This window comes from Pseudomonas sp. C27(2019) (assembly GCF_008807395.1).
Lineage (GTDB): Bacteria > Pseudomonadota > Gammaproteobacteria > Pseudomonadales > Pseudomonadaceae > Denitrificimonas.
This window is the reverse complement of the sequence record NZ_CP043320.1, coordinates 1,950,209-1,973,769: the sequence shown is the minus strand read 5'-3', so window position 1 is coordinate 1,973,769 and position 23,561 is coordinate 1,950,209. Positions and strand designations below refer to the sequence as shown.

Below are 23,561 nucleotides of genomic sequence, written 5' to 3'. Positions count from 1 at the left end.
GCTCACTGGGCAAAAAAAAGGTCGATGCGGCTATTATCGCAAAAAGTGGGGAGTTATTCAGAGGCTCCTTAAGTGTTCATCACTGGAATGACAGCCTATTCAGTTTTAAAACCACCCGTAATCCTGGGTTGCGTTTTGAAAACGGGCAGTTTGTGATGATTGGTCTTGAAGTAGAAGGCCGACCCTTAATGCGTGCCTATTCAATTGTCAGCCCCAATTACGAAGATCATTTAGAGTTTTTCAGTATTAAAGTGCCTGATGGTCCGCTGACTTCGCGTTTGCAGCACCTTAAAGTAGGGGATCAAATTAGGGTCAGCAAAAAACCTACCGGCACTTTATTGCTGGGGGATTTGCTGCCGGGTAAGCATTTGTATTTGCTCAGTACCGGTACCGGCTTGGCACCTTTTATTAGCGTGATTCAAGACCCTGAAACCTATGAACGCTTCGAAAAAGTGATTTTGGTGCACGGTGTGCGTCATGTCAGTGATGTTGCCTATAGTGATTTTATTACTGAGAACTTACCGCAAAATGAGTTTTTTGGAGAGCAGCTGCGTGATCAGTTAATTTATTATCCGACCGTGACTCGCGAGCCGTTTCGCAACCAAGGGCGCATTACCGAGCTGATGCGCAGCGGTACGTTATTTACAGACATCGGTTTGCCCGCGATCAATCCTGAGCATGATCGTGTGATGATTTGCGGTGGCCCAGAGATGCTGGATGACACCAGCAGCCTGCTCAACGAGCTTGGCTTTAAAGTATCACCGCGTTTAGGTACAGCGGGTGATTATGTGATTGAGCGTGCATTTGTTGAGAAGTAGCCAGGCTTAAGCGGTGCTTGTTAAGTGATAAGCACCCGCCTACAAAAACACCGCCAATTGGCGGTGTTTTTGTAGCACTAGAGTTAGATTGTAGGCTTAGCGCAGCAGATCGAATACTTTTTTAGCGACATCACTGGCCGCTTGTGCAGGGTTTTGGCGGATTGAGGCTTCTTGTTCAGCGATGATAGTAAATAAACCATCCAATGCTTGCTCGGTCACATAGCTCTCGATTGAAGCATCCTTAGCATCGATCATGCCAAAACTGGAGGCTTGGCGTGCAAAGGCATTGTACTGCTGTGCCAATCCAGAGGACTGGGTGACTTGTTCAATCATCGGTAAAAAGCGGGTGCGTAATTGCTCACGGCTACTTTTATCGAGGTAGGCTGTCGCTGAGTTATCTGGACCGCTCAAAATGCTTTTGGCATCACTAATGGTCATTTTTTTCACAGCATCGAGCAGCAGTTCTTGTGCGTGAGGTACTGCCGCTTCGGCGGCGCGGTTCATGCTGTCCTCTAAGGCTGTAACGTGCTGACCTTGTCCGAACATTTTCATGGTGCGTGCTATTTTACCAAGGTTGCCCGGCAACTCGATACGCACGTCAGGGTTCTTATTAAAACCGCCAGGTTTACTCAACTGCTCAACGGCGATACGCGTGCTTTGCTCAAGCATGGCTTTCATGCCGTCACCAGCTTGGTTTTGGCTTAGATCATTGAGTGATAAAGCACAGGCTTGAGCGGCAAATAGCAGTCCCAAAAATCCAGTTAAATAGGCGCGCATAATGTTTATCCTCAGTTAGGAAACGCTTAGATAGCGCTTTTTAATGTCTGTTCCGGAAGCAGAGCTGCTGCTTCACGATCCAGCACAATGGTTAAGTTTTTATGCTGTTTAAGGGCTGATGCAGGCAGTTGTTCATCAATTTCACTGTTAAAAAACTGCGCCATGATGTTGCTTTTATTGCTGCCAGTTGCAACGAGAATAATTTCTTTAGCATCTAAGATATCTTGGATACCCATGGTGATAGCGTAGGTAGGCATCTGGCTTTGTTCAGCAAAGAAGCGACTATTATCAATACGGGTTTGCTCAGACAGTTGGACGACATGGGTGCGACTGGCAAAGCTGGTTTGCGGTTCGTTAAAACCAATATGGCCATTTGAACCAATGCCCAGCAACTGTAAATCCAATCCGCCAAGGGTTTGAATGATACTTGAGTATGCGCTGCAGACCGATTCAGTATCAGTGGCTAAACCATCTGGTAGGTGAATGTGGTCAGCGGGTATATTGAGATGATTGAACAGGTGCTCATACATAAAATAGTTATAACTTTGCGGGTGCTGGGGGGCTAAACCCATATACTCATCTAAGTTGAATGTGGTCAGTTGTGACACATCCAGGGGTGCCTGTTGTATGTACTCTAAAAGCTTAGCGTAGACAGGCTTCATAGTGCTGCCGGTGGCAAGGCCTAATTTAGCAGCAGGCGCCGCAGTAATTTTTGCAATAAGACGCTGCGCGGTGTAGCGGGAAACATCGTCTACTGTTTCGAAAATTTTATACATAAATATTAAAAGTCACCAAAGGAATAGTTGGCAAAAAGCACGTACTTACAATGGATTATAGCGGTGTCTAACCCACTGTATATAGACATTCTGTATTTCTTGTTGATCGCGTAAAGGTGTTGAAGCTAAGTTCGTGCTACAAAACATAAGCTGATTCTTTGTTCGGTGCAGTCTACTACTGAGACCGCAATACTGTTGTACTGCTTTTAACGTCGCACCACGGCATGACGAAACTCGCCGGGTGTTTGCTTAGCCCAGCGCTTAAACGCACGCTGAAAAGCCTCAGGCGATGAAAAGCCCAATAGCCAAGAGATTTCACCAAAGGTGAGCTCAGTATCGCGAATATAGCTGCTGGCCAAGTCGAAGCGGGTTTGGTTGACCAGTTCGCGAAACTGCGTGCCGTGCGCAGCTAGTTTTCGGCGTAATGTCCATTCTGGCAGCTGCAGTTTCTGTGCAATCTGTTTGATGCTGGGCTCGCCATTTTTTAATACAGGTGCGATTAACTGGCTTACTTGTTCAATTAAGCTGTGGTTACGGGTCTTTAAGGCTAATTGCTCTTCACATAGTTGTTGCAAGGCATGCCAGGTACTGGGGCAGTGTTGTGGGTTGAGCAGGGCAAGGCTTTTTTGATTTAAGCGCATGCGATTGTGCTTGGCATTAAATTCAATTGGACAGTTAAGCTGCTGGGTAAACGCTGCTGCATAGGCAGGCTCAGCAAACTCAATTTGCAGTAATTCAATTTCAATATCAGCCTGGCAAACTTGACGCAAATGGTTGATCCAACCCAATAAAACCGACTCAACTACAAAGTAATTGTAAGCGTTATACGGCGCAATAGAATAAAAACTAAACCAAGCCCCATTATTGTCCTCAAGCAGCTGACTAGCACCACGATAGTTTTGTGCATACAGGGGTTCAAAGCGACTGATGCAGCGTGCTGCTGCGCGTACAGTGGGTGCTTGTGCCGCAGTAACGCCTGCTAAGCCCAAGTGAGTTAGCATACTCTGCTGGCCCATGACTAAGCCCAGGGCAGGATTGCCTGTCAGCTCAATGGCGGCATGCCCGAGGCGCATATAGCGTGGAATAGACAGGCGCGCATGTGGCTGCGCTAAACGCTCTGAGTCGAGTTCAAAACGCTCAAATAACGCAGTTGGGCAATAACCCTGCTGCACAATAGCTGCGGCGATGCTGTGGGTAAAGGCAACGGATAAATCACCAAGGCGCGTATTGGGGCGTGTTGTATTCATTGCTGAGACTCAATGTGTTTTAAGCTAGATGTTCATTATAGTCATGATTCTGTTAAAAGAGGTCATTGAGAAGCCTTTGTGAGCTGTCTATTGTATAAATCATTAATTGACTGATTTGCGAGCCTGTGTGCCGCAGCAAAATCAGCACTCTGTGTTTGTCTGTTTTGGAGAGTCTCGATGTCAAATCCACATTACCCTCATTTAATGGCCCCGCTTGATTTAGGTTTTACTACGCTAAAAAACCGCGTGCTGATGGGTTCCATGCACACCGGGCTTGAAGAGCGTCCCAATGGTTTTGAGCGTATGGCTGCGTATTTTGCCGAGCGTGCACGTGGCGGTGTGGGCTTGATGGTCACCGGTGGTATTGGTCCGAACGAGGAAGGCAGTGTCTATGCTGGCGCTGCCAAATTGAGCACACCAGAAGAGGCTGAAAAACATAAAGTTGTTACCCAGGCAGTGCATGAGGCGGGCGGTAAGATTTGTATGCAGATTCTGCATGCCGGTCGCTATGCCTACAGCCCAAAATCGGTGGGCCCCAGTGCAATTAAAGCACCGATTAATCCGTTTAAGCCGACTGAGCTGGATGAAGAGGGGATCGAGAAACAGATTAAAGATTTTGTTAATTGTGCAGTATTAGCGCAATCGGCTAATTACGACGGCGTGGAAATCATGGGTTCTGAAGGTTACTTCATTAACCAGTTTCTTGCCGCACACACCAACCACCGCACCGATCGCTGGGGTGGCAGTTACGAAAACCGGATGCGTTTAGCAGTAGACATTGTTCGCCGTGTGCGTGAAGCAGTCGGTGCTGAGTTTATTATTATTTACCGTTTGTCGATGCTTGATCTAATGGAGAAAGGTAGCAGCTGGGAAGAGGTCGTGCAGTTGGCTAAAGCCATTGAGGCGGCTGGCGCAACCATTATCAACACTGGTATTGGCTGGCATGAAGCACGTATTCCAACCATCGCCACTAAAGTGCCGCGTGGTGCCTTTACTAAAGTCACCGCCAAGTTGCGCGGTGAAGTATCGATTCCTTTAGTGGCAACCAATCGCATCAATACGCCAGAAGTGGCTGAGCGTGCTTTGGCAGAAAATGACGCTGATATGATTTCTATGGCGCGTCCATTCTTAGCTGACCCTGAATTTGTCAATAAAGCCGCGGCCGGTAAAGCGGATGAAATCAACACCTGTATTGGTTGTAATCAGGCCTGCTTGGATCACACCTTTAGCGGCAAACTGACCTCGTGCCTGGTTAATCCACGAGCGTGTCATGAAACTGAGCTCAACTATATTGCCACTACCGCAGTGAAAAAAATTGCTGTTGTGGGTGCGGGCCCTGCAGGTTTGGCCGCAGCGACAGTCGCCGCTGAACGTGGACACGAGGTGACGTTATTTGACTCAGCCAGTGAAATCGGTGGGCAATTTAATGTGGCAAAGTTGATCCCTGGTAAAGAAGAGTTCTACGAAACCTTGCGTTACTTTCAGCAAAAACTGCAATCAACCCAGGTTGATGTGCAGCTCAATACACGTGTGAGTGCACAGGAGTTGCTCGCTGGTGGTTTTGATGAGGTTATCTTGGCAACGGGCATTGTACCGCGTGTTCCTGAGATTCCTGGTATTGATCATCCGAAAGTGCTGAGCTACTTGGATGCAATTTTAGGGCGCAAGCCTGTCGGTAAAAAAGTGGCTGTGATTGGCGCCGGTGGTATTGGTTTTGATGTGTCAGAGCTGATAACCCATAGCGGTGAGTCCAGTAGTTTAGACCGTGAAGCCTTCTGGAAAGAGTGGGGTATTGATTTGGGCTTAGAGGCGCGCGGTGGCGTTGCAGGTATTAAACCGCAGCCTGAAGCGGCTGCACGCCAAGTGTATTTGCTGCAGCGTAAGAAGACTAAGGTGGGTGCGGGCTTAGGTAAAACCACCGGTTGGATTCACCGTGCTGGTTTAAAAAGTAAAAATGTGCAAATGATCCCCGCTGTTGAGTACTTAGGCGTGGATGATGCCGGTCTGCATGTCAGCATCGATGGAGCTGAAGCGCAGGTCTTAGCTGTTGATAATGTGATTTTATGTGCAGGGCAAACGCCTTTGCGTGAATTGCAAGCAGAGCTTGAAAGTGCAGGCATGACTGTACACCTTGTGGGTGGCGCTGATGTAGCAGCTGAGTTGGATGCTAAGCGCGCAATTGACCAAGGTTCTCGCGTGGCAGCAGCTGTGTAAGAGCGTGCGTTAAAGTGGCATGAATGGCGCTGCAAGCGAAAGTTTGTGGCGCTTTTTTGTTTGCCCAGCGAAACTGGCAAACCCATCAGGTTGCTATTTATAGCGCAACGTTTACTTGTGCTCAGTGATTGAGATCAGAGGGCAAAGGGGAAAATTCTATTTGAAATAACTTAAACTGCTGAGTGAATCAGTTAAACTGACTCGGATAAATACAGAGGAACCGATTCTTGCTTGTGAAGCGTCGACGCTCAACCCGTGTGTGAAGTGTCTGAACGAGTGCTTCTAGTTTGGCTGGATAAGCAGTAGGAGAGCACCATGCACAGCGCGCAGCTGATTTATATTTTAGACCCCATGTGTTCATGGTGTTGGGGTTTTAATCCTGTGTTGCAACAGATACTTAAGCAAGCCCAGGCGACAGGTCTTAAAGTAACCTTGCGCGTTGGTGGTCTGCGCACCGGTCAACAAGCGGTGCTTGATGAGAGTAAACGAGCCTATATCTTGCAACATTGGCATAGGGTAGCAGAAACGACAGGCCAGCCTTTTAATTTTGCTAACGCATTGCCCTATGGGTTTGTGTATGACACTGAGCCCGCCTGCCGAGCACTGGTCGTTGCTCGCCAACTGAATGAGAATTTTTTATTTACTTTTCTAGATAATCTGCAGCGAGCTTTTTATCAGGATCGGCAGGATATCACTCGTGCCAGTGTTTTGCGTGATCTAGCAGTACAGTCCGGCTACCCACAAGATGCATTCAGTGAAGCCTTTGATAGCGAAGAGAGTCAAGTGGCAACTCAAGCAGATTTTACTTGGGTGCGAAATCTGGCGATCAGAGGTTTCCCCAGTGTGCTCGCTGAGCATCAACAAAACCATGCTTTAATCACCAATGGTTATCAGCCTTATACGGCGTTTGAACCCCTCCTGAGTCGTTGGATCTCAATTAATGTCAGTTCCTGATCAAATAAACTGGGCGCATATTCGTCGTTTAGCAGTACAGCACAAGCGCAGTTTGATCTATGCCAATATTTTAGCGGTGTTGGCGACCCTGTGCAGTGTACCTATTCCTTTGCTATTACCATTATTGGTGGATGAGGTTTTGCTGGGGCAGCGCGGTCAAGCCTTGCAGATGATGGACCTTTTATTGCCCAGCATGTGGCAACAAGCAGTCGGTTATATTGCTTTTATGCTGGTGCTAACCTTTGTTTTACGTCTGAGTTCGTTATTGTTTAACGTTGCTCAGAGTAAGATGTTTACTCATCTGTCCAAGGATGTGGTGTATCAAATACGTGCGCGCTTATTGGCACGCCTTAAACGTATTTCGCTGAGTGAGTATGAGAGTCTAGGTAGCGGGACAGTGACCACGCACTTGGTCACTGACTTAGAGACGTTAGATAAGTTTATTGGCGAAACCCTCAGTCGCTTTCTAGTCTCGATGCTGACCTTAGTGGGCACCGCGACAGTGCTGATGTGGATGCATTGGCAGTTGGCACTCCTTATTTTGTTGCTCAATCCGATAGTTGTTTTTTTTACCATTAAGCTGGGTAAGCGCGTCAAGCACCTTAAAAAGCTTGAGAATGACAGTACTGCAGTTTTTACTCAGACCTTGAATGAAACCTTAGATGCGATTCAAGAAGTGCGGGCGGGTAATCACCAAGGTTTCTTTTTCCAGCGCTTACTAGAGCGCGCAAAACATGTGCGTGATCGAGCGATTAACTCGCAATGGAAAACAGATATTTCTGCGCGTGCCAGCGGTTTGTTGTTCCAGTACGGTATTGATATTTTCCGTGCAGTGGCAATGTTAACGGTATTGTTTTCTGATTTATCGATTGGGCAGATGCTGGCGGTGTTTAGTTACCTGTGGTTTATGATTGGGCCTATCGAGCAGCTGCTGAGTTTGCAATATGCGTTTTACGCTGCAGATGGTGCAATGGTGCGAATCAATCAGTTGCTTGGGCACCAAGATGAGTTGGATTACCCTGCCACTAAGAACCCCTTTGCAGGGGTTAAAACGGTACCAGTCAGCGTTGAAGGGTTGCAGTTTGCTTACGCTGAAGAACAGGTGCTGGATAATTTAAGTTTTCATATTAATGCCGGTGAAAAAGTAGCGATTGTCGGCGCCAGCGGTGGGGGAAAAGCACCTTGGTGCAGTTGCTGCTGGGTTTGTACAGCGCACAGTCAGGGCAGGTTCGTTATGCAGGTGCGACATTGCAAGAGATAGGTTTAGCCTGTGTGCGTGAGCATGTGGCTGTGGTTTTGCAAGCGCCGGCGCTATTTAATGATACCTTGCGGGCTAATTTATGCATGGGGCGTGAGCACAGTGATGACGCCTGCTGGCAAGCTTTAAGTGTTGCTCAGCTAGCAGACACGGTGAGTGCTTTACCCAAAGGCTTGGATAGCATCATAGGCCGAGCTGGGCTGCGTTTATCTGGTGGGCAAAGACAGCGCTTAGCTATTGCGCGTATGGTGCTCAGTGATCCGCATGTGGTGATTTTAGATGAAGCAACATCGGCTCTCGACAGTGCCACTGAGTTTGCCGTGCACCAAGCCTTGAGTGCGTTTTTAGAGGGGCGCACCACCTTGATTATTGCGCACCGCTTAAGTGCGGTAAAACAAGCTGATCGTATCTTGGTGCTTGCCGATGGACAGGTTGCAGAGCAAGGCACGCACCAGCAGCTGTTAAATCAGGAGGGTTTGTATGCGCAGTTATATGGCACGTTGCAGTGTTAAATCAGCTGTTAACAGAGGGGTTAAACCTGAGAAACTGCCATTTAAACGCAATTAAGCGTTTTAATTGCACAATTGGGTTGACAAAAATAAGGATTAGGCCTAATCTACGCCCCGTCCACGAAATGGGGCTATAGCTCAGCTGGGAGAGCGCTTGCATGGCATGCAAGAGGTCAACGGTTCGATCCCGTTTAGCTCCACCACTTTCTTGATTGCATGAAAAGTGGCATAACATGAATGTGTTATGTTTTAGAAGGTTTTGTCCCCTTCGTCTAGTGGCCTAGGACACCGCCCTTTCACGGCGGTAACAGGGGTTCGAGTCCCCTAGGGGACGCCATTTTCAAAGTTGTATTTTTGCATATATCTGCTCGACATAAATACTGTTATTCAAGCAGAGTTCTAAGTGCGTTTTAAAGCACTAAAATCGCTTGCTTTAATATTCCACGAATAAGTATGTGCATATACTTATTTCGAAGGTTTTGTCCCCTTCGTCTAGTGGCCTAGGACACCGCCCTTTCACGGCGGTAACAGGGGTTCGAGTCCCCTAGGGGACGCCATTTTCAAAGTTGTATTTTTGCATATATCTGCTCGACATAAATACTGTTATTCAAGCAGAGTTCTAAGTGCGTTTTAAAGCACTAAAATCGCTTGCTTTAATATTCCACGAATAAGTATGTGCATATACTTATTTCGAAGGTTTTGTCCCCTTCGTCTAGTGGCCTAGGACACCGCCCTTTCACGGCGGTAACAGGGGTTCGAGTCCCCTAGGGGACGCCAATTTAAGAGTATTTCTTAGATACAAAAAAACCAGCTTATACGCTGGTTTTTTTGTATCTGTGATTCTGTTTCTTTTATTTAATGCAACTCAAACGTGTTTGCTTTGGATTAGAAGAAAGCGTCGTCGCCGCGACGTGCTTCACGCTGTAATTGATAGACGAAACGCTCAATAGTACGCTGGGCTGCGCCGTTTAAGTTATGAAACTTAAAGCCAGCCATTGCTGAGCTCATTGTTTCGTCATTGTTGAGGTGGCGTAGCTCAGCACTCAAAGTGATCTTGCCTGATGGTAGGCTAACAGTGAAATTTTCGTAAAGCTGGCCGGGCTGAAGTGCGGTGCTGGCTGGCTTGATGTGGACTTTGCAGCCTGTTGCTGAGATGTCCAGTAAGCGCCCATCGATTGCTTTGGTAAGCTTGTTGCCGTCGATCTGTACGTTTAGTGATTGCTCTGGAAGTGTGTCAGCGCGGAAAGCGTTTCTGCGCTGATGATAGCTGATTGTTGTAGGCAGTGTTAGCCAGTAGCAGCGCGCGTTGTCGAGGGTGTCGAGTAATGCAAGTTGACTGTGCGACCACGCAATACGCACCCCTTCGCGATAAGCAACGATATTAATTGTTTCGCCATTGAGTAGATGGCGTTCGCCATCATTGGGAATCAGTTCGTCGAGTGCGATACGGTTGTTTTCACGATCAATATCAACAATATAGCTTTGAAAAACCTGATGACGATCTGTGAATCTCAGTTCCAGTGGGTCGCGGTTGTTCATCAGTGCGCGTAGGTGGCTGATGACTTCTATTGGAGAATTGAGTTGTTGGGGCGGCTGCGAAGCGTTGCTTTCAGAAAACAAGTCAGACACTGTCGGTGTTACCCCTTTAGCTTTAACCGTATTAAGATTTTGATATGGCCGGGAGTATAGCAGTAATTACTAGGCTGCTTCATCTCTTTAGCGCTTAAGCTTGGCTGAAAGGACGCTGCTTATTGGTGCTTGCTGCGCTACCTGTTTTATCATAAAGGCTTGGTGTGTCCGTGCCACGAATGATGTTGAGCATGCTACTGACGCTGGTTTGGTTGCTGCGAATAAGGCGACCGTTGCGTAAGTTAGCTGCTTGGCACTGCTCGATCAGTGAGTTGAGTTGGGCGCTGCTATCTAATAATTGCGACTCTAGTGGTGAGCGCGCTGCAAGCTGCTGCAGGCCCTGTAGGTCGGCAGTTGTATTGCTTTGCAGCAGCAATTGGCCGCGTTCCGCTGTGTGTTGTTCAAGTGTGCGCAGGGCGGGCTGTTTTTTAACCAGCAGTACCTGTAGCGCATCAAGGTCGCGCTCGCTTAAGGCGCTGAACTCTTGTTCAAGCAAAATTAACAGCTGTTGTGCTGTTTCAATATCCGCTAACAAAAGTTCAAGAATGTGCTGATCAGACATAATGGTTTTAATCTGTTATTTAAGTTGAGCTTCTAGGCCAAGTAATTTGCTGGCAACGCGCTGACTATCAACTTGATAACTGCCTTCGGCAATTGCTTGCTTAAGTTGCGCAACTTTCTCGGAATTGACGCTAGGCATGCTAGCGATTTTTTCAGATACGCTCTGCAATTGACGCGCATTTTTACTGAGCTGTACTGACTCACCGGAACTGCCCGGCTTGTTGCTTTGCTCAAGTACGCTTTTTTGAGCGCTGTCTTGTGCGTTTGTTTGTGCAGAGCTGAGCGAGCTTGCTGTTCTCGGCTTACTCAACCCTGCGTTGTTTGGGTTATTAAAGTCAATAGCCATGGTGGTAAACCTCAAATACAGTATTGGAACACTTAACGAGTCATCGGCTGCTAACGAGAAAACTTTAGCGCTAATTTTGCATATGCAATTCGCTATTTTCCTGCAGTTTATTTGAGTGTGTTTGTTTGCCTGTTTGTGCCGCACACTTTACTGCAGAGTGTTTTACATTGCTACTTCAACTTGACCTGGTGCTGTCACGCGCGCATGCACTATTCGTTGTGAGCGTGTATTACGAACCCTTATTTGCTGGCCGATTGCACCATCTTCTAATGCTATGCCGGGCATGCGCACCGATATAGATTTACCACGCGCACTAATAACCACGGCGTCACCTTTATCGACTGCAGCCGCTGCTTTTAAAGCGTTGACAGAAATAACTCGGTTAGGTTGAAGTGGGCGGGTGGTTTTTTTTCCGACTACATGATCAAGATTCAGTATATAGCCTTGGCGTAGACTGCTAACATCGCGTTCACTAAGTTGTACATCGGCTGCTTGCACGATGCTGTTGCGTGGCATTGAGCGCGTAGCAACGGCAACATTTTGATATAAGTTGACATGGCCGGGGACAAAAATTGTCCATGGCGCATCACTGTCGCAACGCACGCGAATGGTGACTCTACCAATAGGTTGCGCAGGACTTTCTAGACTGGCTTGCAGTGGTATAGAGCACGCAGGCAAGCGTAAGCGAGGGTCGAGGCGACCGATTTTTACCGTGTGCCGACCGGCTATATTATTGTTTTGTAGATGTTGTGCGCTAATTTGCTCAAGAAAAGCGGTGCTGGTGCCGATAATTTGTTGCCGGATGCTTTCTGCGTGAACACTGCTAGTTGCTATGAATAATATACATAGAGAAGCAGCTTTGCTAAGAAAGCCAAAAGGTTTTGATAAGTGCCAAGAAAACGACGTAAATATATTCATAAAATTAATGAAGCAAATAATGTACCGCTTTTGATTTTCAGCGCGCTAAATGTGTCATAAATGTTAGGAGCCTGAGTATGGCCAGTGTAATGGATTCAGTAAACCAGCGGACTCAATTGGTGGGGAAAAACCGCTTAGAGTTGCTATTGTTTAGGCTCAATGGGCCGCAGTTGTATGGAATCAATGTTTTTAAGGTACGTGAGGTCTTGCAGTGTCCGCAATTGAACTCAATGCCCAAGTCCAATCCTATTGTACGCGGTGTCGCCAGTGTTCGCGGGCGTATTATTCCAGTGTTAGACCTGTCTTTAGCAACAGCCAATCAAGCATTAAGCAGCGCCCATGAGGGGTTTGTCGTTATCACAGAATATAATATGCGGGAGCTGGGCTTTTTAGTCAGTGGTGTCGATCGTATTGTTAATTTGAACTGGGAAGAAATCCATCCGCCACCAAAGGGTGCAGGTAACGATCATTATTTAACAGCGGTAACGCGTGTTGATGATAGTTTGGTAGAAATTATTGATGTTGAGAAAGTTCTAGCTGAAGTCTCACCTTCTTCAGAGGATATTTTAACAGGCTCGCTAACTGAGCAGGTGCGTATCAGTGCTTTAAGTAAAAAAATCCTGATCGTTGATGACTCCAGTGTTGCACGCAAGCAGGTTTTAAATTGTTTGCAGGCTGTGGGTGTTGAAGTAGTCGCTTTGAATGACGGGCGTGCTGCGTATGAGTATTTGCTCTCCATGCTGGAAGCGGGTGAAGATCCAGCTTCTGAGTTGCTGATGATGATTTCTGATATTGAAATGCCGGAAATGGATGGTTATACCTTAACTACCGCAATACGCAGTGACCCTAAGCTGAAGGATCTGCATATTTTGCTGCATACTTCATTGTCAGGCATATTTAATACAGCAATGGTTAAAAAAGTCGGTGCTGATGACTTCTTAGCAAAATTTCGTCCAGATGATCTAGTTGACCTCGTTGTAGCGCGCATAAAAGCGGTTGATGCGCTATAGTGCAATATTGTTATTTGCGTATATATTTAAGCGCTAATTTTACCAAAGGCGGTCAATGTGTCAGTCTCACAATCTGAGTTTAATGCTTTTAGGCAGTTTCTTGAGAGTAAGTCGGGCATCGTGCTGGGTGATAATAAACAATACCTAGTGACCAGCCGTTTAAAAAGACTTTTGGATGAGCACGGTATTGCATCTTTAACAGAGTTAATGGCTCAGCTGCAGTCGTATTCGCGTAGTGCCCTGCAAGATAAAGTTATTGATGCGATGACCACTAATGAAACTTTGTGGTTTCGTGATACCTACCCATTTGAGGTTATGAAAAATAAGGTCATACCTGAGTTGTTACAAAAACAACCCAATCAGCGGCTGCGTGTTTGGTCGGCGGCCTGCTCATCAGGTCAAGAGCCTTACTCGTTGTCGATGACTATGGATGAGTATGAGCGTGCAAACTTAGGGGCAGTCAAGGCAGATATGCAAATTATTGCCACGGAGCTGTCACCAACGATGTTGCAAGCGTGCAGAGTGGGTGAGTACGACAGCTTGGCAATTGCTCGTGGTTTGTCCGCAGAACGTTTGCAGCGCTACTTTGATAAGACGCCAGCTGGTCGCTGGAAGGTTAAGCCAGAGATTAAAAATCGCGTTGAATTTCGGGCCTTGAACTTGCTGGACAGTTATGCGGGCTTGGGTAAGTTTGATGTGGTGTTTTGTCGAAATGTGCTGATTTATTTTTCAGCAGAAGCGAAAAAAGACATTTTGACCCGTATGCATGCCACGCTAAAGCCGGGTGGTTATATATTTTTAGGCGCCTCTGAAGCGCTTAACGGCTTACCTGAACTTTATACTATGGTGCAGTGCAATCCGGGGATTATTTACCAAGCCAAATAACACTGAAAACGGCCTATACAATAGGCCGTTGCTTTATCTATTGCTTGAAAAAAGCAAAACTGTTTGCCCGTGCAGCAGGCCAGAATCGCTTGAAGACCATATGTTCTGGTAATTGCTCGGGATGGAGTAGGTCGCCTGGTTGCAAGTAAGGGTGTAAGACTGATAGTGAGCGCACCAGGGTCGGTGAAACACGGCGGATAATATGCTCTGGCCCTAGCTCGTTGGGGTGATTCAACCCTGCAGCCTCAATCAGCTCGCGTAAAGTGGCTACGGTGCGTTCTTGAAATTGCTGCACACGTGTGGCTTTGTCGGGAACATTCAGACCTTGCCAGCGCTTCGGATTTTGCGTGGCAATACCGGTAGGACAGCTGCCGGTGTGACAGACTTGTGACTGAATGCAGCCTAAAGCAAACATAAAACCGCGCGCCGAGTTACACCAGTCTGCACCTAAGGCAAGCGTGCGTGCGATATCAAAGGCAGTGATGATTTTGCCTGCCGCACCGATTTTGATTTTATCGCGTAAGTTGATTCCCACGAGAGTGTTGTGCACCAACATCAGACCTTCGCGCATGGGTGTGCCAATGTGATCGGCAAACTCAAGTGGTGCCGCGCCAGTGCCGCCTTCAGCGCCATCCACGACAATAAAATCTGGGGTGATACCGGTGCTGAGCATGGCTTTGGCAATGGCAAACCATTCCCAAGGGTGGCCGATTGCCAGTTTAAAACCAGTCGGCTTGCCGCCAGACAGCTCGCGTAACTGGGCAATAAAATGCAGTAATTCTTCAGGGTTGGAAAAAGCTGAGTGCGCGGCCGGTGAAATGCAATCTTGGCCTTCTGGCACGCCCCGTGTGCGAGCGATTTCAGCGTTAACTTTAGCACCGGGTAGCATGCCGCCATGACCCGGTTTCGCACCTTGTGACAGCTTAACTTCAATCATTTTTACTTGTTCAAGGCTGGCGCGCTCAGCAAAGCGTTCGGGGCTAAAAGTGCCGTCATCATTGCGCGCACCAAAGTAACCTGAGCCCAGTTGCCAGACCAAATCGCCACCGTGCTCACGGTGGTAGTTGGAAATCGAGCCTTCACCGGTATCATGATAAAACTTGCCGAGGCGCGCACCTTTATTGAGTGCACGAATAGCATTGGGCGATAGAGAGCCAAAACTCATTGCTGAAATATTAAAAATACAGGCTGAGTAGGGCTGCTTGCAGTCAGGTCCACCAATGCTGACACGAAAATCTTTAGCGGTTATTTTGGTTGGCGCGATTGAGTGATTAATCCACTCATAGCGAGTGCCGTAGACATTTTGGTCGGTTCCAAAAGCGCGGGTTTCCAGTTCTGATTTGGCGCGCTGATAGACTAACGAGCGCTGATCGTGCGAGAAGGGTACTTCATCGTCATCGCCTTCAACGATGTATTGGCGCAGCATTGGGCGCATACGTTCAAACATATAGCGAATATGCGCGGCAATCGGGTAGTTGCGACGTAGTGTTGAATGAGTTTGACGCATATCGATTACGCCTAAGACGACTAGGGCGATAAATAGCGAGCTGAGCAGTAGCCACCAAGGGTTGCTTAAAGCGAAGAACAGAGTGAGCAGGCTAGCTAAAATAGCAGCAGCCAATACTGCGTAACGTATAACAAGCATAAAAATTCCTGTGAGTATTTTAAATCAACTGCTGGTACTGCTGGTTAAGAGGTGTGCCACGTCAGAGTTTCAATGCTGCCATCGGCGCTGACTTGTAGCCAGCGATCAACATCGCTAATGCCGTCGGCTTCTTGCCAGCTGCCGGGTGCGCAACGCACGTTAGTCTGCAGGTAGACGGCGGCGGCTTGTGCAGCTTGACGATCATCCTGCCAAGGTGTGTTGTTGCTCTCTAATAATAGGCTGTGCCATTTACCCACCGCTTTTTCAAACCAAACAACTGGAATGTCTGCACAAAGGCAGCGCGAGACACGGCCTTTTTCTTGCCAGTTGCACGGTGCGCCTAGCACAGATTCCAACCATTGGCTGATGACTGTGCGCTCTATGTCTTTGAGATAAATTTCGATATCAGGTTGGCGCATACGTTAGGTCTCCGTTTTTTCAATCCAGTCATAGCGAATCGCGACGGTGGTGGTCAGCGCTTGATTGATCACTGCTGCGCGCCGTTCTGCGTTAGCGCGCCAGCCATGTGGGGTCATGGCTAATAGGTTGCTGCGTGCTTGAGCATCGCTAAGGGTTAGGGTAAAGCGCAACGTCTCGCTGTGTATGTGCTGCATGCCCTCAGGAATCAGCTGCAGGTGTTTGCTGTCATCATAGCTGCGCACTTCATCATAAAGTTGTTCGCGCAGCTCTTGCAGGTGATCAGTGCATGGCCCCATCCGTAGCAAAGCGCCACCTGGTGCTAGCACGCGTTGGGCTTCTTGCCAGTCGAGCGGACTAAAAATACTGGCAATGGCTTGGCAACTGCTACTGGCTAAGGGTAAGCGCGCCATACTCGCGACCAGCCACGTGGTGTTGGCGTCGCGCTTACAGGCTCGCTTGACTGCCTCGCGAGAAATATCTAAGGCATAACCATGGCTCTCAGGCAGCGCTTGGGCAATGTGTGCCGTGTAATAGCCTTCACCGCAACCAATATCCAGCCAGTGTTGCGGCTGGCGCTCTTGCATCAGTGCTGCAAAGCGCTCTGCCAGCGGTGCGTAATAACCTGCCGAAAGAAAGTCACGTCGCGCTTGCACCATCGCGGGGTTATCACCTGGCGCACGGCTGTTTTTGTGCTGTACCGGTAACAGGTTGAGATAGCCTTGGCGCGCACGATCAAAACTGTGCGCAAAGATGCAGCGCACACTGTTGTTATGCGCAGTCAATGCCGATTGGCAGATGGGGCAAATAAGCATGCCAGTCACCGGGCCTTAGAGAATTAAGGGTTGTATTGAAAGTTTGCAGCTGCACTGCTGCTGAGTATGGCGCTGCGCGCTGCAGTAAATGTTCTGCACAGTGTAGTGAAATAGCTGCTGTTTTGTAAGCGCCGTGAGGAATACTGCTAGAATACGCCAGCGATTTTGTTGAGGTTGTCGGATGGACGATTTACGATTTGCTGGTATTGCCCGTTTATACGGTGTGGAAGGCTTACAGCGCTTAACTCAAGCGCATGTCGCTGTGGTTGGAATTGGTGGTGTGGGCTCGTGGGCGGCTGAAGCATTGGTGCGCTCCGGCGTGGGTGAAATTTCTTTATTTGATCTGGATGACATCTGTGTCACCAATACAAACCGACAAGCGCACACCTTAAGCAGCACGATTGGCCAGGCTAAAGTGGATGTGATGGCGCAGCGTTTGCTGGCGATTAATCCAGCATGCGTGGTGCATGCTGTTGCTGACTTTGTTAACAAGGATAGTATGGCTGAGTACATCACGCAAGAACTGGATTTTGTCGTGGATTGCATTGATAGCGTGCAAGCCAAAGCTGCCCTGATTGCTTGGTGTAAGCGCCGTAAAATTCAAATTGTCACCACCGGTGGTGCCGGTGGGCAGATTGATCCTACGCAGATTCGTGTTGCTGATTTAAATAAAACCTTCAATGATCCGCTTGCTGCGCGTGTGCGCTCATTATTGCGCAGTGAGTATAATTTTTCCCGCACCCCAGGTCGGCATTACAGTGTGCCGTGTGTGTTTTCAACCGAGCAGTTGCGTTACCCCAACCCTGACGGCAGTGTGTGTCAAAGCAAACAATTTGTAGGGGAGGGTGTGAAACTCGATTGCGCGGGCGGTTTTGGCGCGGCAATGACGGTGACTGCCAGTTTTGGCCTAGTCGCTGCGGCGCGCGCAATAGATAAGCTGGTTGCTGGAGCACGACGCCCTTCAGAGCGTGGTATGTCTTCTACAAGCAGATGATTCACGAGTGCTGCGCTATTGCTGTGGCTAGCGTAGCCATGGATGGCGCAGCGCCGGAGTTGAACCCTGGATGGGTTCATCGACGGAGGAACAGCAGTAGCGCAGTACGGCCCAAATAAATATCTGCAGCCAACTCTTCAGTGCGGCTGTAAAAATACTGAACTAAGCCACAATTTTACCTTCTTAATCCGGTAGCCAGTCAGTAGGGTCGCCTGTTAACATCACGACCTTTGTACCCCATAAAAGCCGTAAGGCATAAGGCAAGGACATTATAATGAAGTTACATCGTTTAGCGGCTTCGGTTGCTGTACTCACCCTCGTTTTAGCAGGTTGTGATAGCACAGCTGAGGTCAGTTCTGATCTGAAAACGCCTGCACAAAAAGCCTCTTACGGTATTGGTTTGAGTATGGGTAAAAATCTCAGCCAAGAAGGTATGGATGACCTTGATTCACAGGCTGTGGCGCTCGGTATTGAAGATGCTTTAGCAAAAAAAGATCAGCGTTTGAGCGATGAAGAGCTGATGGAGGCCTTTAGTTTTCTGCAGGCGCGTGCGCAAGAGCGTATGTCAGCACTTAACGATGCCACCGCTAAAGCAGGCGCAGCTTTCCTAGTAGAAAATGCTAAGCGTGATGGTGTGACCACGACAGAATCAGGCTTACAGTATGAAGTGATCGAGAAAGCTGAAGGCGCACAGCCTAAGGTCACCGATGTGGTCAGCGTGCATTATCAAGGAACTTTAGTTGATGGTTCGGTTTTTGACAGTTCTATCGAACGCGGTGAGCCGGTTGAGTTTCCAGTTGGTGGTGTGATTCCAGGCTGGGTTGAAGGCTTGCAGTTGATGAGTGTTGGTGAAAAGTTCAAGTTCTATATCCCAAGTGAACTGGCTTATGGCGCACAAAGTCCAACACCGGCGATACCAGCAAACTCCACATTGGTGTTTGAGGTTGAGTTGTTAGACATCGTTGGTTTGCCAGCAACGGACACGGCTGATCTTGAAGCCAGCGAACCTGCTGAAGAGATCGAAGAGTAAACACTTCGCTGTATTGTAAAACGCCCTGTAAATTTACAGGGCGTTTTTGTTTAAGTGCTCGCAAACTTATAGCGCTAGGGAGGCACTGAATAATGTTGCCTAGCCCTGACAACGTAGGTAATTATTCAGCGCCTCCCTAGCATTCGTGTTTGGCGTGGCCATTACGCCGCTTGAGATGGCTTGAACCTTGGCAAGGCAACCTTCTTTTAGCGGTGCTCTGGTAAGGTCAAAATCCGTGAGCTGTAAGGCTCAGTGCATGTCTTTTCTTGCGCTGTGGCGTAGTATTGAGCAAGGTTTTAGTCTATTTGGATAATGCTATGAATGTACAAGTGATTGCACGTGACGGTAAGCCTGAATATGCGGTGTTGCCATGGGAGCAGTATCTGCAATTATTAAAGGATGCTGGGCGCGAGCCAGCAGAGGTGCAGCAAGAGCAGCCGCTGGGCAATTTGCGTGAGCTTAAGTCATTGCGTGAGCAAGCGATGTTGACTCTTGAAGATGTTGCGCGCGAAGCAGGGATTAGCCCGCATTATTTACAAATGATCGAGAGCGGTGAGCGCGAAGCCAGTGATGTGTTAAAGCGCACCTTGGCACGAGCATTAAAAGTGTCAGGTTGGCAGGGTGAGTGAGGTGCTGACTCTCAGCGATGAGCAACAGAGGGGCTTACTAAAGCTACTCAGTGACGTTCGTCAGCGACGTGGTGTTATCACCTATCGGCAAGTGATTGAACAATTGCAGTTACCAGCACCCAGTGTACGACGCTTAGCTTTGGCGCTGGAGCAATTGGCCAGTGCTGATCATGCGCAAGGCTGGCCATTGCGCAGTGCCTTAGTGGTCAGTCAAGCACGCCCAGCACATCCGCAGCTGGGTTTTATTCAGCACGTGCAGCAATTGGGACGTTTTCAGAATGACATAGACGAGGGCGTGGTTGCTGCTTGGCTCAGTGCTGAATTGGCGCAGGTCTACTTGTTTAGTTATCCCGAGGTGTAAATATGTTATTTGCAAAGTTGCGCGCGCAAGTCGGTTATGCGGTTGCGCGTAAACTGTTTAATCAGCGCTGGGCGGTAGACAATCCGCGCGTTTGGCTGTGGATGCAAGAACGCTTTGCACGTATGAGTGAGTACGATGATGTGGCTGCTCGTGCTTTTTATGGCCATGTATTGCTGCATCGAGGGCAGGGTTTGGCGGCTAAAAACGAAGGTTTACGCTTACTACGTTTAGCTGCGCAAGCCGGTGATGGCAAGTCTGCCTATCAGCTTGGCGTACAGGCTTTAGCCGGGGCGCTGAATGAGCCTGCTAATGCATTGCAGGCAGCGCATTGGTGGGAGTTGGCAGGTCGTGCTGGACACCCTTTAGCGCTGCAGCGCTTATTGGAACTGTATGAGCAGGGCGGACCACAGCTGCCCGCCAGCGCAGAGGATGCGCAGCGTATCAAAGAGCGTCTAGCCATCGTGCAGGGCTTAGCCTAAGGCTGTTTAGCTGTTTTGTAGGCGATAAAATCAAAGTCCAGATACAATAATCCCGCCATAGCAGCGGGATTATTGTATTAACAGCAGATGCTCGCAGGTTTTACTTGCGGCTGGCCACCGGCGCTAAGCTAAGCCAATCCAACAAGATACGTCCAGTTTCAGCTAAGTAGGCATCGTCTTCAGGTTTGAGATCTTTATCCTTCTCAAGTGCAGCGATATGATCATCTTCATCGTCGCTGATCAAGGTTTTAAGCTGATCTTCACCTTTTTGCGCACGACGCGCATTTTCAATAGCGAGTTGCTTTTCCTCGATTTTTGCATACTGCGCGCGACGCTCAACTTCATTCAAGCTGACTGTCGTGTCTTGCATCAGGCGTTGGTTCAGGGCTAAGCGGGCACGACTAAAGACAAAGTCTGGGTCATTGTCAGTGCGCTCATCATGACGTGCTATCAGTTCAGCAATAAACGGCTTGAACGGATCGCTGCTGGGTTTAAATGCAGGCTTAATGCTATCCCAAGGCATGGCCTCTGGCAGTGCGCTTTCGCCAATTTCATTGATGTCCATATCGGCTGGATAGCTGATATCTGGGATCACCCCTTGGTGCTGAGTGCTTTGTCCAGAGACGCGATAAAACTTGGCTAAGGTGAGTTTCAGTTCGCCGTGATTGAGCGGTTGAATGGTTTGCACCGTGCCTTTACCAAAGGTTTGTCCGCCAATAATCAGAGCGCGGTGATAGTCCTGCATGGCACCGGCAAAAATCTCCGAAGCGGAAGCCGATAAGCGATTGACTAGGACCGTTAGCGGGCCTTTATAGAAAGCCCCTATTTGCTCATCAGCGAGCACATCAATACGGCCATCACTGTTACGCACCAGCACAGTTGGGCCTTGCTCAATAAATAAGCCGGTCAGCTCTGTCGCCTCTTGTAATGAGCCACCACCGTTGTTGCGCAGGTCAATCACAATGCCTTCAACCTGTTCTTTTTGCAGCTCAGTAATCAAGCGCTTGACGTCACGGGTGGTGCTTTTGTAATCAGGTTCGCCAGAGCGGTAGGCCTTAAAGTCTAAATAAAAGGCAGGAATTTCAATGACGCCGAGTTTGTAGTCGCGCCCGCCTTTGTTCAGATTGAGAATTGATTTCTTCGCCGCTTGCTCTTCAAGTTTGACCGCTTCACGAGTGATAGTGACGATTTTGCTGGTCTGATCATTGGGCGCATTACTGGCAGGAATAATTTCTAAGCGCACTTGTGAGCCTTTTGGACCGCGTATCAGCTTAACCACTTCATCAAGACGCCAGCCAATCACATCGACAAGGTCTTTATTGCCTTGGCCGACAGCAATAATTTTATCTGCTGGGGCGACCAATTTGCTTTTTTCGGCAGGGCCAGCAGGAATTAAGCGCACAATCTTCACATGCTCATTATCGCCTTGCAGCATGGCACCAATACCTTCCAAGGAAAGGCTCATATTGATGTCAAAATTCTCTGCGTTATCGGGTGATAGATAAGTGGTATGCGGATCATAGGTTTGTGCAAACGCATTGATATACGCCTGAAAGACGTCTTCACTGCGAGTCTGCTGTAAGCGTTTTTGTTGGTTTTTATAACGTTTGAGTAAGAGTTCCTCAATCGCTTTGGGTTCCTTGTTGGCGATTTTTAAGCGTAATACTTCATCTTTTAAACGCTTGCGCCATAAGTCTTGCAGTGCTGCGTCATCAGCAGCCCATTGTGCTTTTTCGCGATCGGTCTCAAAGGTTTCGTTGATACTAAAGTCAATCTGATCAACACCTTTTTCCAGTTTATTCAAAGCGTAGTCTAAGTATTGATCTAAACGCTCCAGCTGGCGCTTGTAAATAGCGTAACCAGGCTTAAGGTTGCCGCTTTTAAGTAGGTCATCGAACTCTGTTGCCCAGCGATCAAAGTATTGAATATCCGCAGCGGTAAAATACACGCGAGCAGGATCAAGCATCTTCAGATAACCTGCATATATCTTACGTGAACGTGCATCATCTAATGGTGGTTTGCTGTAATGATGGCGCTTAAGCAGTTCAACAACGTTAAGACTGGCTATCATTTGGTCGCGGTCGGGTTGTAAATAGTCCCATTGTTGTGCTTTGCTCACTGCATACGCGGCAGGTAAAGCTGCTAGGCTGATAACCAGAGCGATGGCTGAACGAGTTAAAGTGTGCTTCATGCTGATTCTTCGTCCGAGTGAGTAATGACGCATTTTAGGCCGCCTAAAGTGTTTACAGTTCCATTACAGGCTGTATTCGCTGAATAAATAAATACAGAGACTGTTTGAGATTACTAATATGGAGGCACAATGAAAGCATTGCAAGGTAATGAAGGTCGTCCAGAGCTGGTTGACTGTGCTACACCGTCCTGTGCTGAGGGTCAAGTACGCATTCGCGTGGTTGCAGCGGGTGTCAACCGTGCAGATTTATTACAGGCCGCAGGTTTATACCCGCCGCCGCCAGGTGTCAGTGAGATGCTTGGCTTAGAGTGTGCTGGGATTATCACTGAGGTGGCTGCTGGCAGCCGTTGGCAGCTGGGTGATCGGGTCTGCGCATTGCTGGCAGGTGGCGGTATGGCAGAAGAGGTCTGTGTCGATGCGCGCCATGTGCTGCCTGTCCCTGAAGGCTTAACCCTCGAGCAGGCCGCGGCAATTCCTGAGGTGTATGCCACTGCTTGGCTGAACGTGTTTCAGTTAGGTCAAGCACAACCGGGTGAAAAAGTATTGCTGCATGCTGGCGCCAGTGGTGTCGGTTCAGCAGCGATTCAACTGTGTAAAGCCTTTAACAACCCGTGCTGGGTCAGTGTCGGCTCGGCTGAGCGCTTGGCCTACTGTGAAAGCCTAGGTGCCGAGGGCGGTGTGTTACGTGGTGATGGTATTGAAGGTTTGCAGGATTTTGCTCCTTTTGATGTGATTCTTGACCCTGTAGGTGCCAGCTATGCGGCGCAGAACTTAAAAATGCTGGCCCTAGAGGGACGCTGGGTCAATATTGGTTTGATGGGTGGACGCCGTGCTGAACTCGATTTAGCGCAGCTCTTAAGCAAGCGTATTCAGTTGATTGGCTCCACCTTACGCAGTCGCACTGATGCCTTTAAAGGTGAGTTGATTGATCAACTCACTGAAAAAGTCTGGCCGTTATTTAGCAGTGGCGCACTAAACCCGCAGGTGGAAGAAGTCTTTGCTTGGACTGATGCAGAAGCTGCCTTTGCACGACTGGCCAGCAATCAGGTCAACGGTAAAATCGTTCTGCAGATCTCGAAAGAGTAACGTAGCGATAAC

22 protein-coding genes, 4 tRNA genes and 1 pseudogene are annotated in these 23,561 nt (G+C 48.4%); 16 read left to right on the top strand and 11 right to left on the bottom strand.

Translation table 11 applies throughout. The annotated features are described in order from the left end of the window. Positions 1-35 precede the first annotated feature (35 nt). On the top strand, positions 36-818 hold the full coding sequence (locus tag FXF61_RS08990) for a ferredoxin--NADP reductase (RefSeq protein ID WP_151184943.1): 783 nt from the start codon (positions 36-38) through the stop codon (positions 816-818). 96 nt (positions 819-914) lie between these two features. On the opposite strand, the gene FXF61_RS08985 is transcribed toward FXF61_RS08990, so the two are convergent. The 3 genes from FXF61_RS08985 to FXF61_RS08975 form a co-directional block, all read right to left on the bottom strand. Beyond that, positions 915-1,595 (bottom strand): DUF4197 domain-containing protein, encoded by a 681-nt coding sequence (locus FXF61_RS08985; protein WP_151184942.1) that lies wholly within the window; start codon positions 1,593-1,595, stop codon positions 915-917. 26 nt (positions 1,596-1,621) lie between these two features. After that, positions 1,622-2,371 (bottom strand): glucosamine-6-phosphate deaminase, encoded by a 750-nt coding sequence (gene nagB / locus FXF61_RS08980; protein WP_151184941.1) that lies wholly within the window; start codon positions 2,369-2,371, stop codon positions 1,622-1,624. 206 nt (positions 2,372-2,577) lie between these two features. Then, the gene (locus FXF61_RS08975; protein WP_151184940.1) at positions 2,578-3,618 is read right to left on the bottom strand and encodes an AraC family transcriptional regulator; all 1,041 of its coding nucleotides are present in this window, start codon (positions 3,616-3,618) and stop codon (positions 2,578-2,580) included. 177 nt (positions 3,619-3,795) lie between these two features. Between FXF61_RS08975 and FXF61_RS08970 the strand changes: the two genes are divergently transcribed. The 7 genes and pseudogenes from FXF61_RS08970 (at position 3,796) to FXF61_RS08940 (ending at position 9,330) form a co-directional block, all read left to right on the top strand. Further along, on the top strand, positions 3,796-5,832 hold the full coding sequence (locus FXF61_RS08970; RefSeq protein WP_151184939.1) for an NADPH-dependent 2,4-dienoyl-CoA reductase: 2,037 nt from the start codon (positions 3,796-3,798) through the stop codon (positions 5,830-5,832). 315 nt (positions 5,833-6,147) lie between these two features. Further along, entirely contained in the window at positions 6,148-6,786 is a 639-nt protein-coding gene (locus FXF61_RS08965) for a DsbA family protein (protein ID WP_151184938.1), read from the top strand. After that, positions 6,773-8,556, top strand: a pseudogene (locus tag FXF61_RS08960) (ABC transporter ATP-binding protein). Before FXF61_RS08965 ends, FXF61_RS08960 begins: the two are co-directional and overlap by 14 nt. A gap of 124 nt (positions 8,557-8,680) precedes the next feature. Continuing rightward, positions 8,681-8,756: transfer RNA gene (locus FXF61_RS08955), tRNA-Ala, on the top strand. Between the two features lie 58 nt (positions 8,757-8,814). Continuing rightward, positions 8,815-8,890: transfer RNA gene (locus tag FXF61_RS08950), tRNA-Glu, on the top strand. A 144-nt stretch (positions 8,891-9,034) separates the two neighbouring features. Further along, a tRNA-Glu gene (locus tag FXF61_RS08945) sits at positions 9,035-9,110 on the top strand. Between the two features lie 144 nt (positions 9,111-9,254). Continuing rightward, a tRNA-Glu gene (locus FXF61_RS08940) sits at positions 9,255-9,330 on the top strand. Positions 9,331-9,438: 108 nt separating this feature from the next. On the opposite strand, the gene FXF61_RS08935 is transcribed toward FXF61_RS08940, so the two are convergent. From FXF61_RS08935 to flgA, 4 genes are all read right to left on the bottom strand, one after another. Continuing rightward, positions 9,439-10,182 (bottom strand): flagellar brake protein, encoded by a 744-nt coding sequence (locus FXF61_RS08935; protein ID WP_151184937.1) that lies wholly within the window; start codon positions 10,180-10,182, stop codon positions 9,439-9,441. Between the two features lie 94 nt (positions 10,183-10,276). Then, entirely contained in the window at positions 10,277-10,744 is a 468-nt protein-coding gene (locus tag FXF61_RS08930) for a flagella synthesis protein FlgN (protein WP_151184936.1), read from the bottom strand. 15 nt (positions 10,745-10,759) lie between these two features. Continuing rightward, complete coding sequence (flgM, locus tag FXF61_RS08925; RefSeq protein WP_151184935.1) at positions 10,760-11,089, bottom strand: flagellar biosynthesis anti-sigma factor FlgM; 330 nt, start codon at positions 11,087-11,089, stop codon at positions 10,760-10,762. Positions 11,090-11,251: 162 nt separating this feature from the next. Then, a complete protein-coding gene (gene flgA, locus FXF61_RS08920) occupies positions 11,252-12,007 on the bottom strand; it encodes a flagellar basal body P-ring formation chaperone FlgA (protein WP_151184934.1) in 756 nt (251 codons plus the stop codon). Between the two features lie 77 nt (positions 12,008-12,084). On the opposite strand from flgA, the gene FXF61_RS08915 reads away from it, so the two are divergent. Both FXF61_RS08915 and FXF61_RS08910 read left to right on the top strand, forming a co-directional pair. Further along, positions 12,085-13,017: a chemotaxis protein CheV gene (locus FXF61_RS08915; RefSeq protein ID WP_151184933.1), complete on the top strand. Its 933-nt coding sequence runs from the start codon at positions 12,085-12,087 to the stop codon at positions 13,015-13,017. 57 nt (positions 13,018-13,074) lie between these two features. Then, on the top strand, positions 13,075-13,902 hold the full coding sequence (locus FXF61_RS08910; protein ID WP_151184932.1) for a protein-glutamate O-methyltransferase CheR: 828 nt from the start codon (positions 13,075-13,077) through the stop codon (positions 13,900-13,902). 37 nt (positions 13,903-13,939) lie between these two features. Here the strand turns inward: FXF61_RS08910 and FXF61_RS08905 are convergent, their stop codons facing one another. From FXF61_RS08905 to FXF61_RS08895, 3 genes are read right to left on the bottom strand one after another with little or no spacing between them, the layout of a single operon-like run. Next, entirely contained in the window at positions 13,940-15,547 is a 1,608-nt protein-coding gene (locus FXF61_RS08905) for an FMN-binding glutamate synthase family protein (RefSeq protein ID WP_151184931.1), read from the bottom strand. Between the two features lie 44 nt (positions 15,548-15,591). Beyond that, complete coding sequence (locus FXF61_RS08900) at positions 15,592-15,966, bottom strand: hypothetical protein (protein ID WP_151184930.1); 375 nt, start codon at positions 15,964-15,966, stop codon at positions 15,592-15,594. A gap of 3 nt (positions 15,967-15,969) precedes the next feature. Further along, the gene (locus FXF61_RS08895) at positions 15,970-16,779 is read right to left on the bottom strand and encodes a putative RNA methyltransferase (RefSeq protein ID WP_151184929.1); all 810 of its coding nucleotides are present in this window, start codon (positions 16,777-16,779) and stop codon (positions 15,970-15,972) included. A 181-nt stretch (positions 16,780-16,960) separates the two neighbouring features. Between FXF61_RS08895 and tcdA the strand changes: the two genes are divergently transcribed. From tcdA to FXF61_RS08870, 5 genes are all read left to right on the top strand, one after another. After that, on the top strand, positions 16,961-17,773 hold the full coding sequence (gene tcdA, locus FXF61_RS08890; RefSeq protein ID WP_151184928.1) for a tRNA cyclic N6-threonylcarbamoyladenosine(37) synthase TcdA: 813 nt from the start codon (positions 16,961-16,963) through the stop codon (positions 17,771-17,773). A 274-nt stretch (positions 17,774-18,047) separates the two neighbouring features. Next, the gene (locus FXF61_RS08885) at positions 18,048-18,803 is read left to right on the top strand and encodes an FKBP-type peptidyl-prolyl cis-trans isomerase (RefSeq protein WP_151184927.1); all 756 of its coding nucleotides are present in this window, start codon (positions 18,048-18,050) and stop codon (positions 18,801-18,803) included. Positions 18,804-19,120: 317 nt separating this feature from the next. Then, positions 19,121-19,432 carry a helix-turn-helix transcriptional regulator gene (locus tag FXF61_RS08880; RefSeq protein ID WP_151184926.1) on the top strand — a complete coding sequence of 104 codons (312 nt, stop codon included), beginning with the start codon at positions 19,121-19,123 and terminating at the stop codon, positions 19,430-19,432. A gap of 1 nt (position 19,433) precedes the next feature. Beyond that, positions 19,434-19,793, top strand: coding sequence for a hypothetical protein (locus tag FXF61_RS08875; RefSeq protein WP_151184925.1), 360 nt, complete (start codon positions 19,434-19,436; stop codon positions 19,791-19,793). A 2-nt stretch (positions 19,794-19,795) separates the two neighbouring features. Further along, entirely contained in the window at positions 19,796-20,272 is a 477-nt protein-coding gene (locus tag FXF61_RS08870; RefSeq protein WP_151184924.1) for a sel1 repeat family protein, read from the top strand. A 100-nt stretch (positions 20,273-20,372) separates the two neighbouring features. Here FXF61_RS08870 and FXF61_RS08865 read toward each other — a convergent pair whose 3' ends face one another. Further along, on the bottom strand, positions 20,373-22,463 hold the full coding sequence (locus tag FXF61_RS08865) for a carboxy terminal-processing peptidase (protein WP_151184923.1): 2,091 nt from the start codon (positions 22,461-22,463) through the stop codon (positions 20,373-20,375). A 129-nt stretch (positions 22,464-22,592) separates the two neighbouring features. On the opposite strand from FXF61_RS08865, the gene FXF61_RS08860 reads away from it, so the two are divergent. Next, positions 22,593-23,549, top strand: a complete 957-nt coding sequence (locus tag FXF61_RS08860; protein WP_151184922.1) for an NAD(P)H-quinone oxidoreductase — start codon at positions 22,593-22,595, stop codon at positions 23,547-23,549. Positions 23,550-23,561 lie beyond the last annotated feature (12 nt).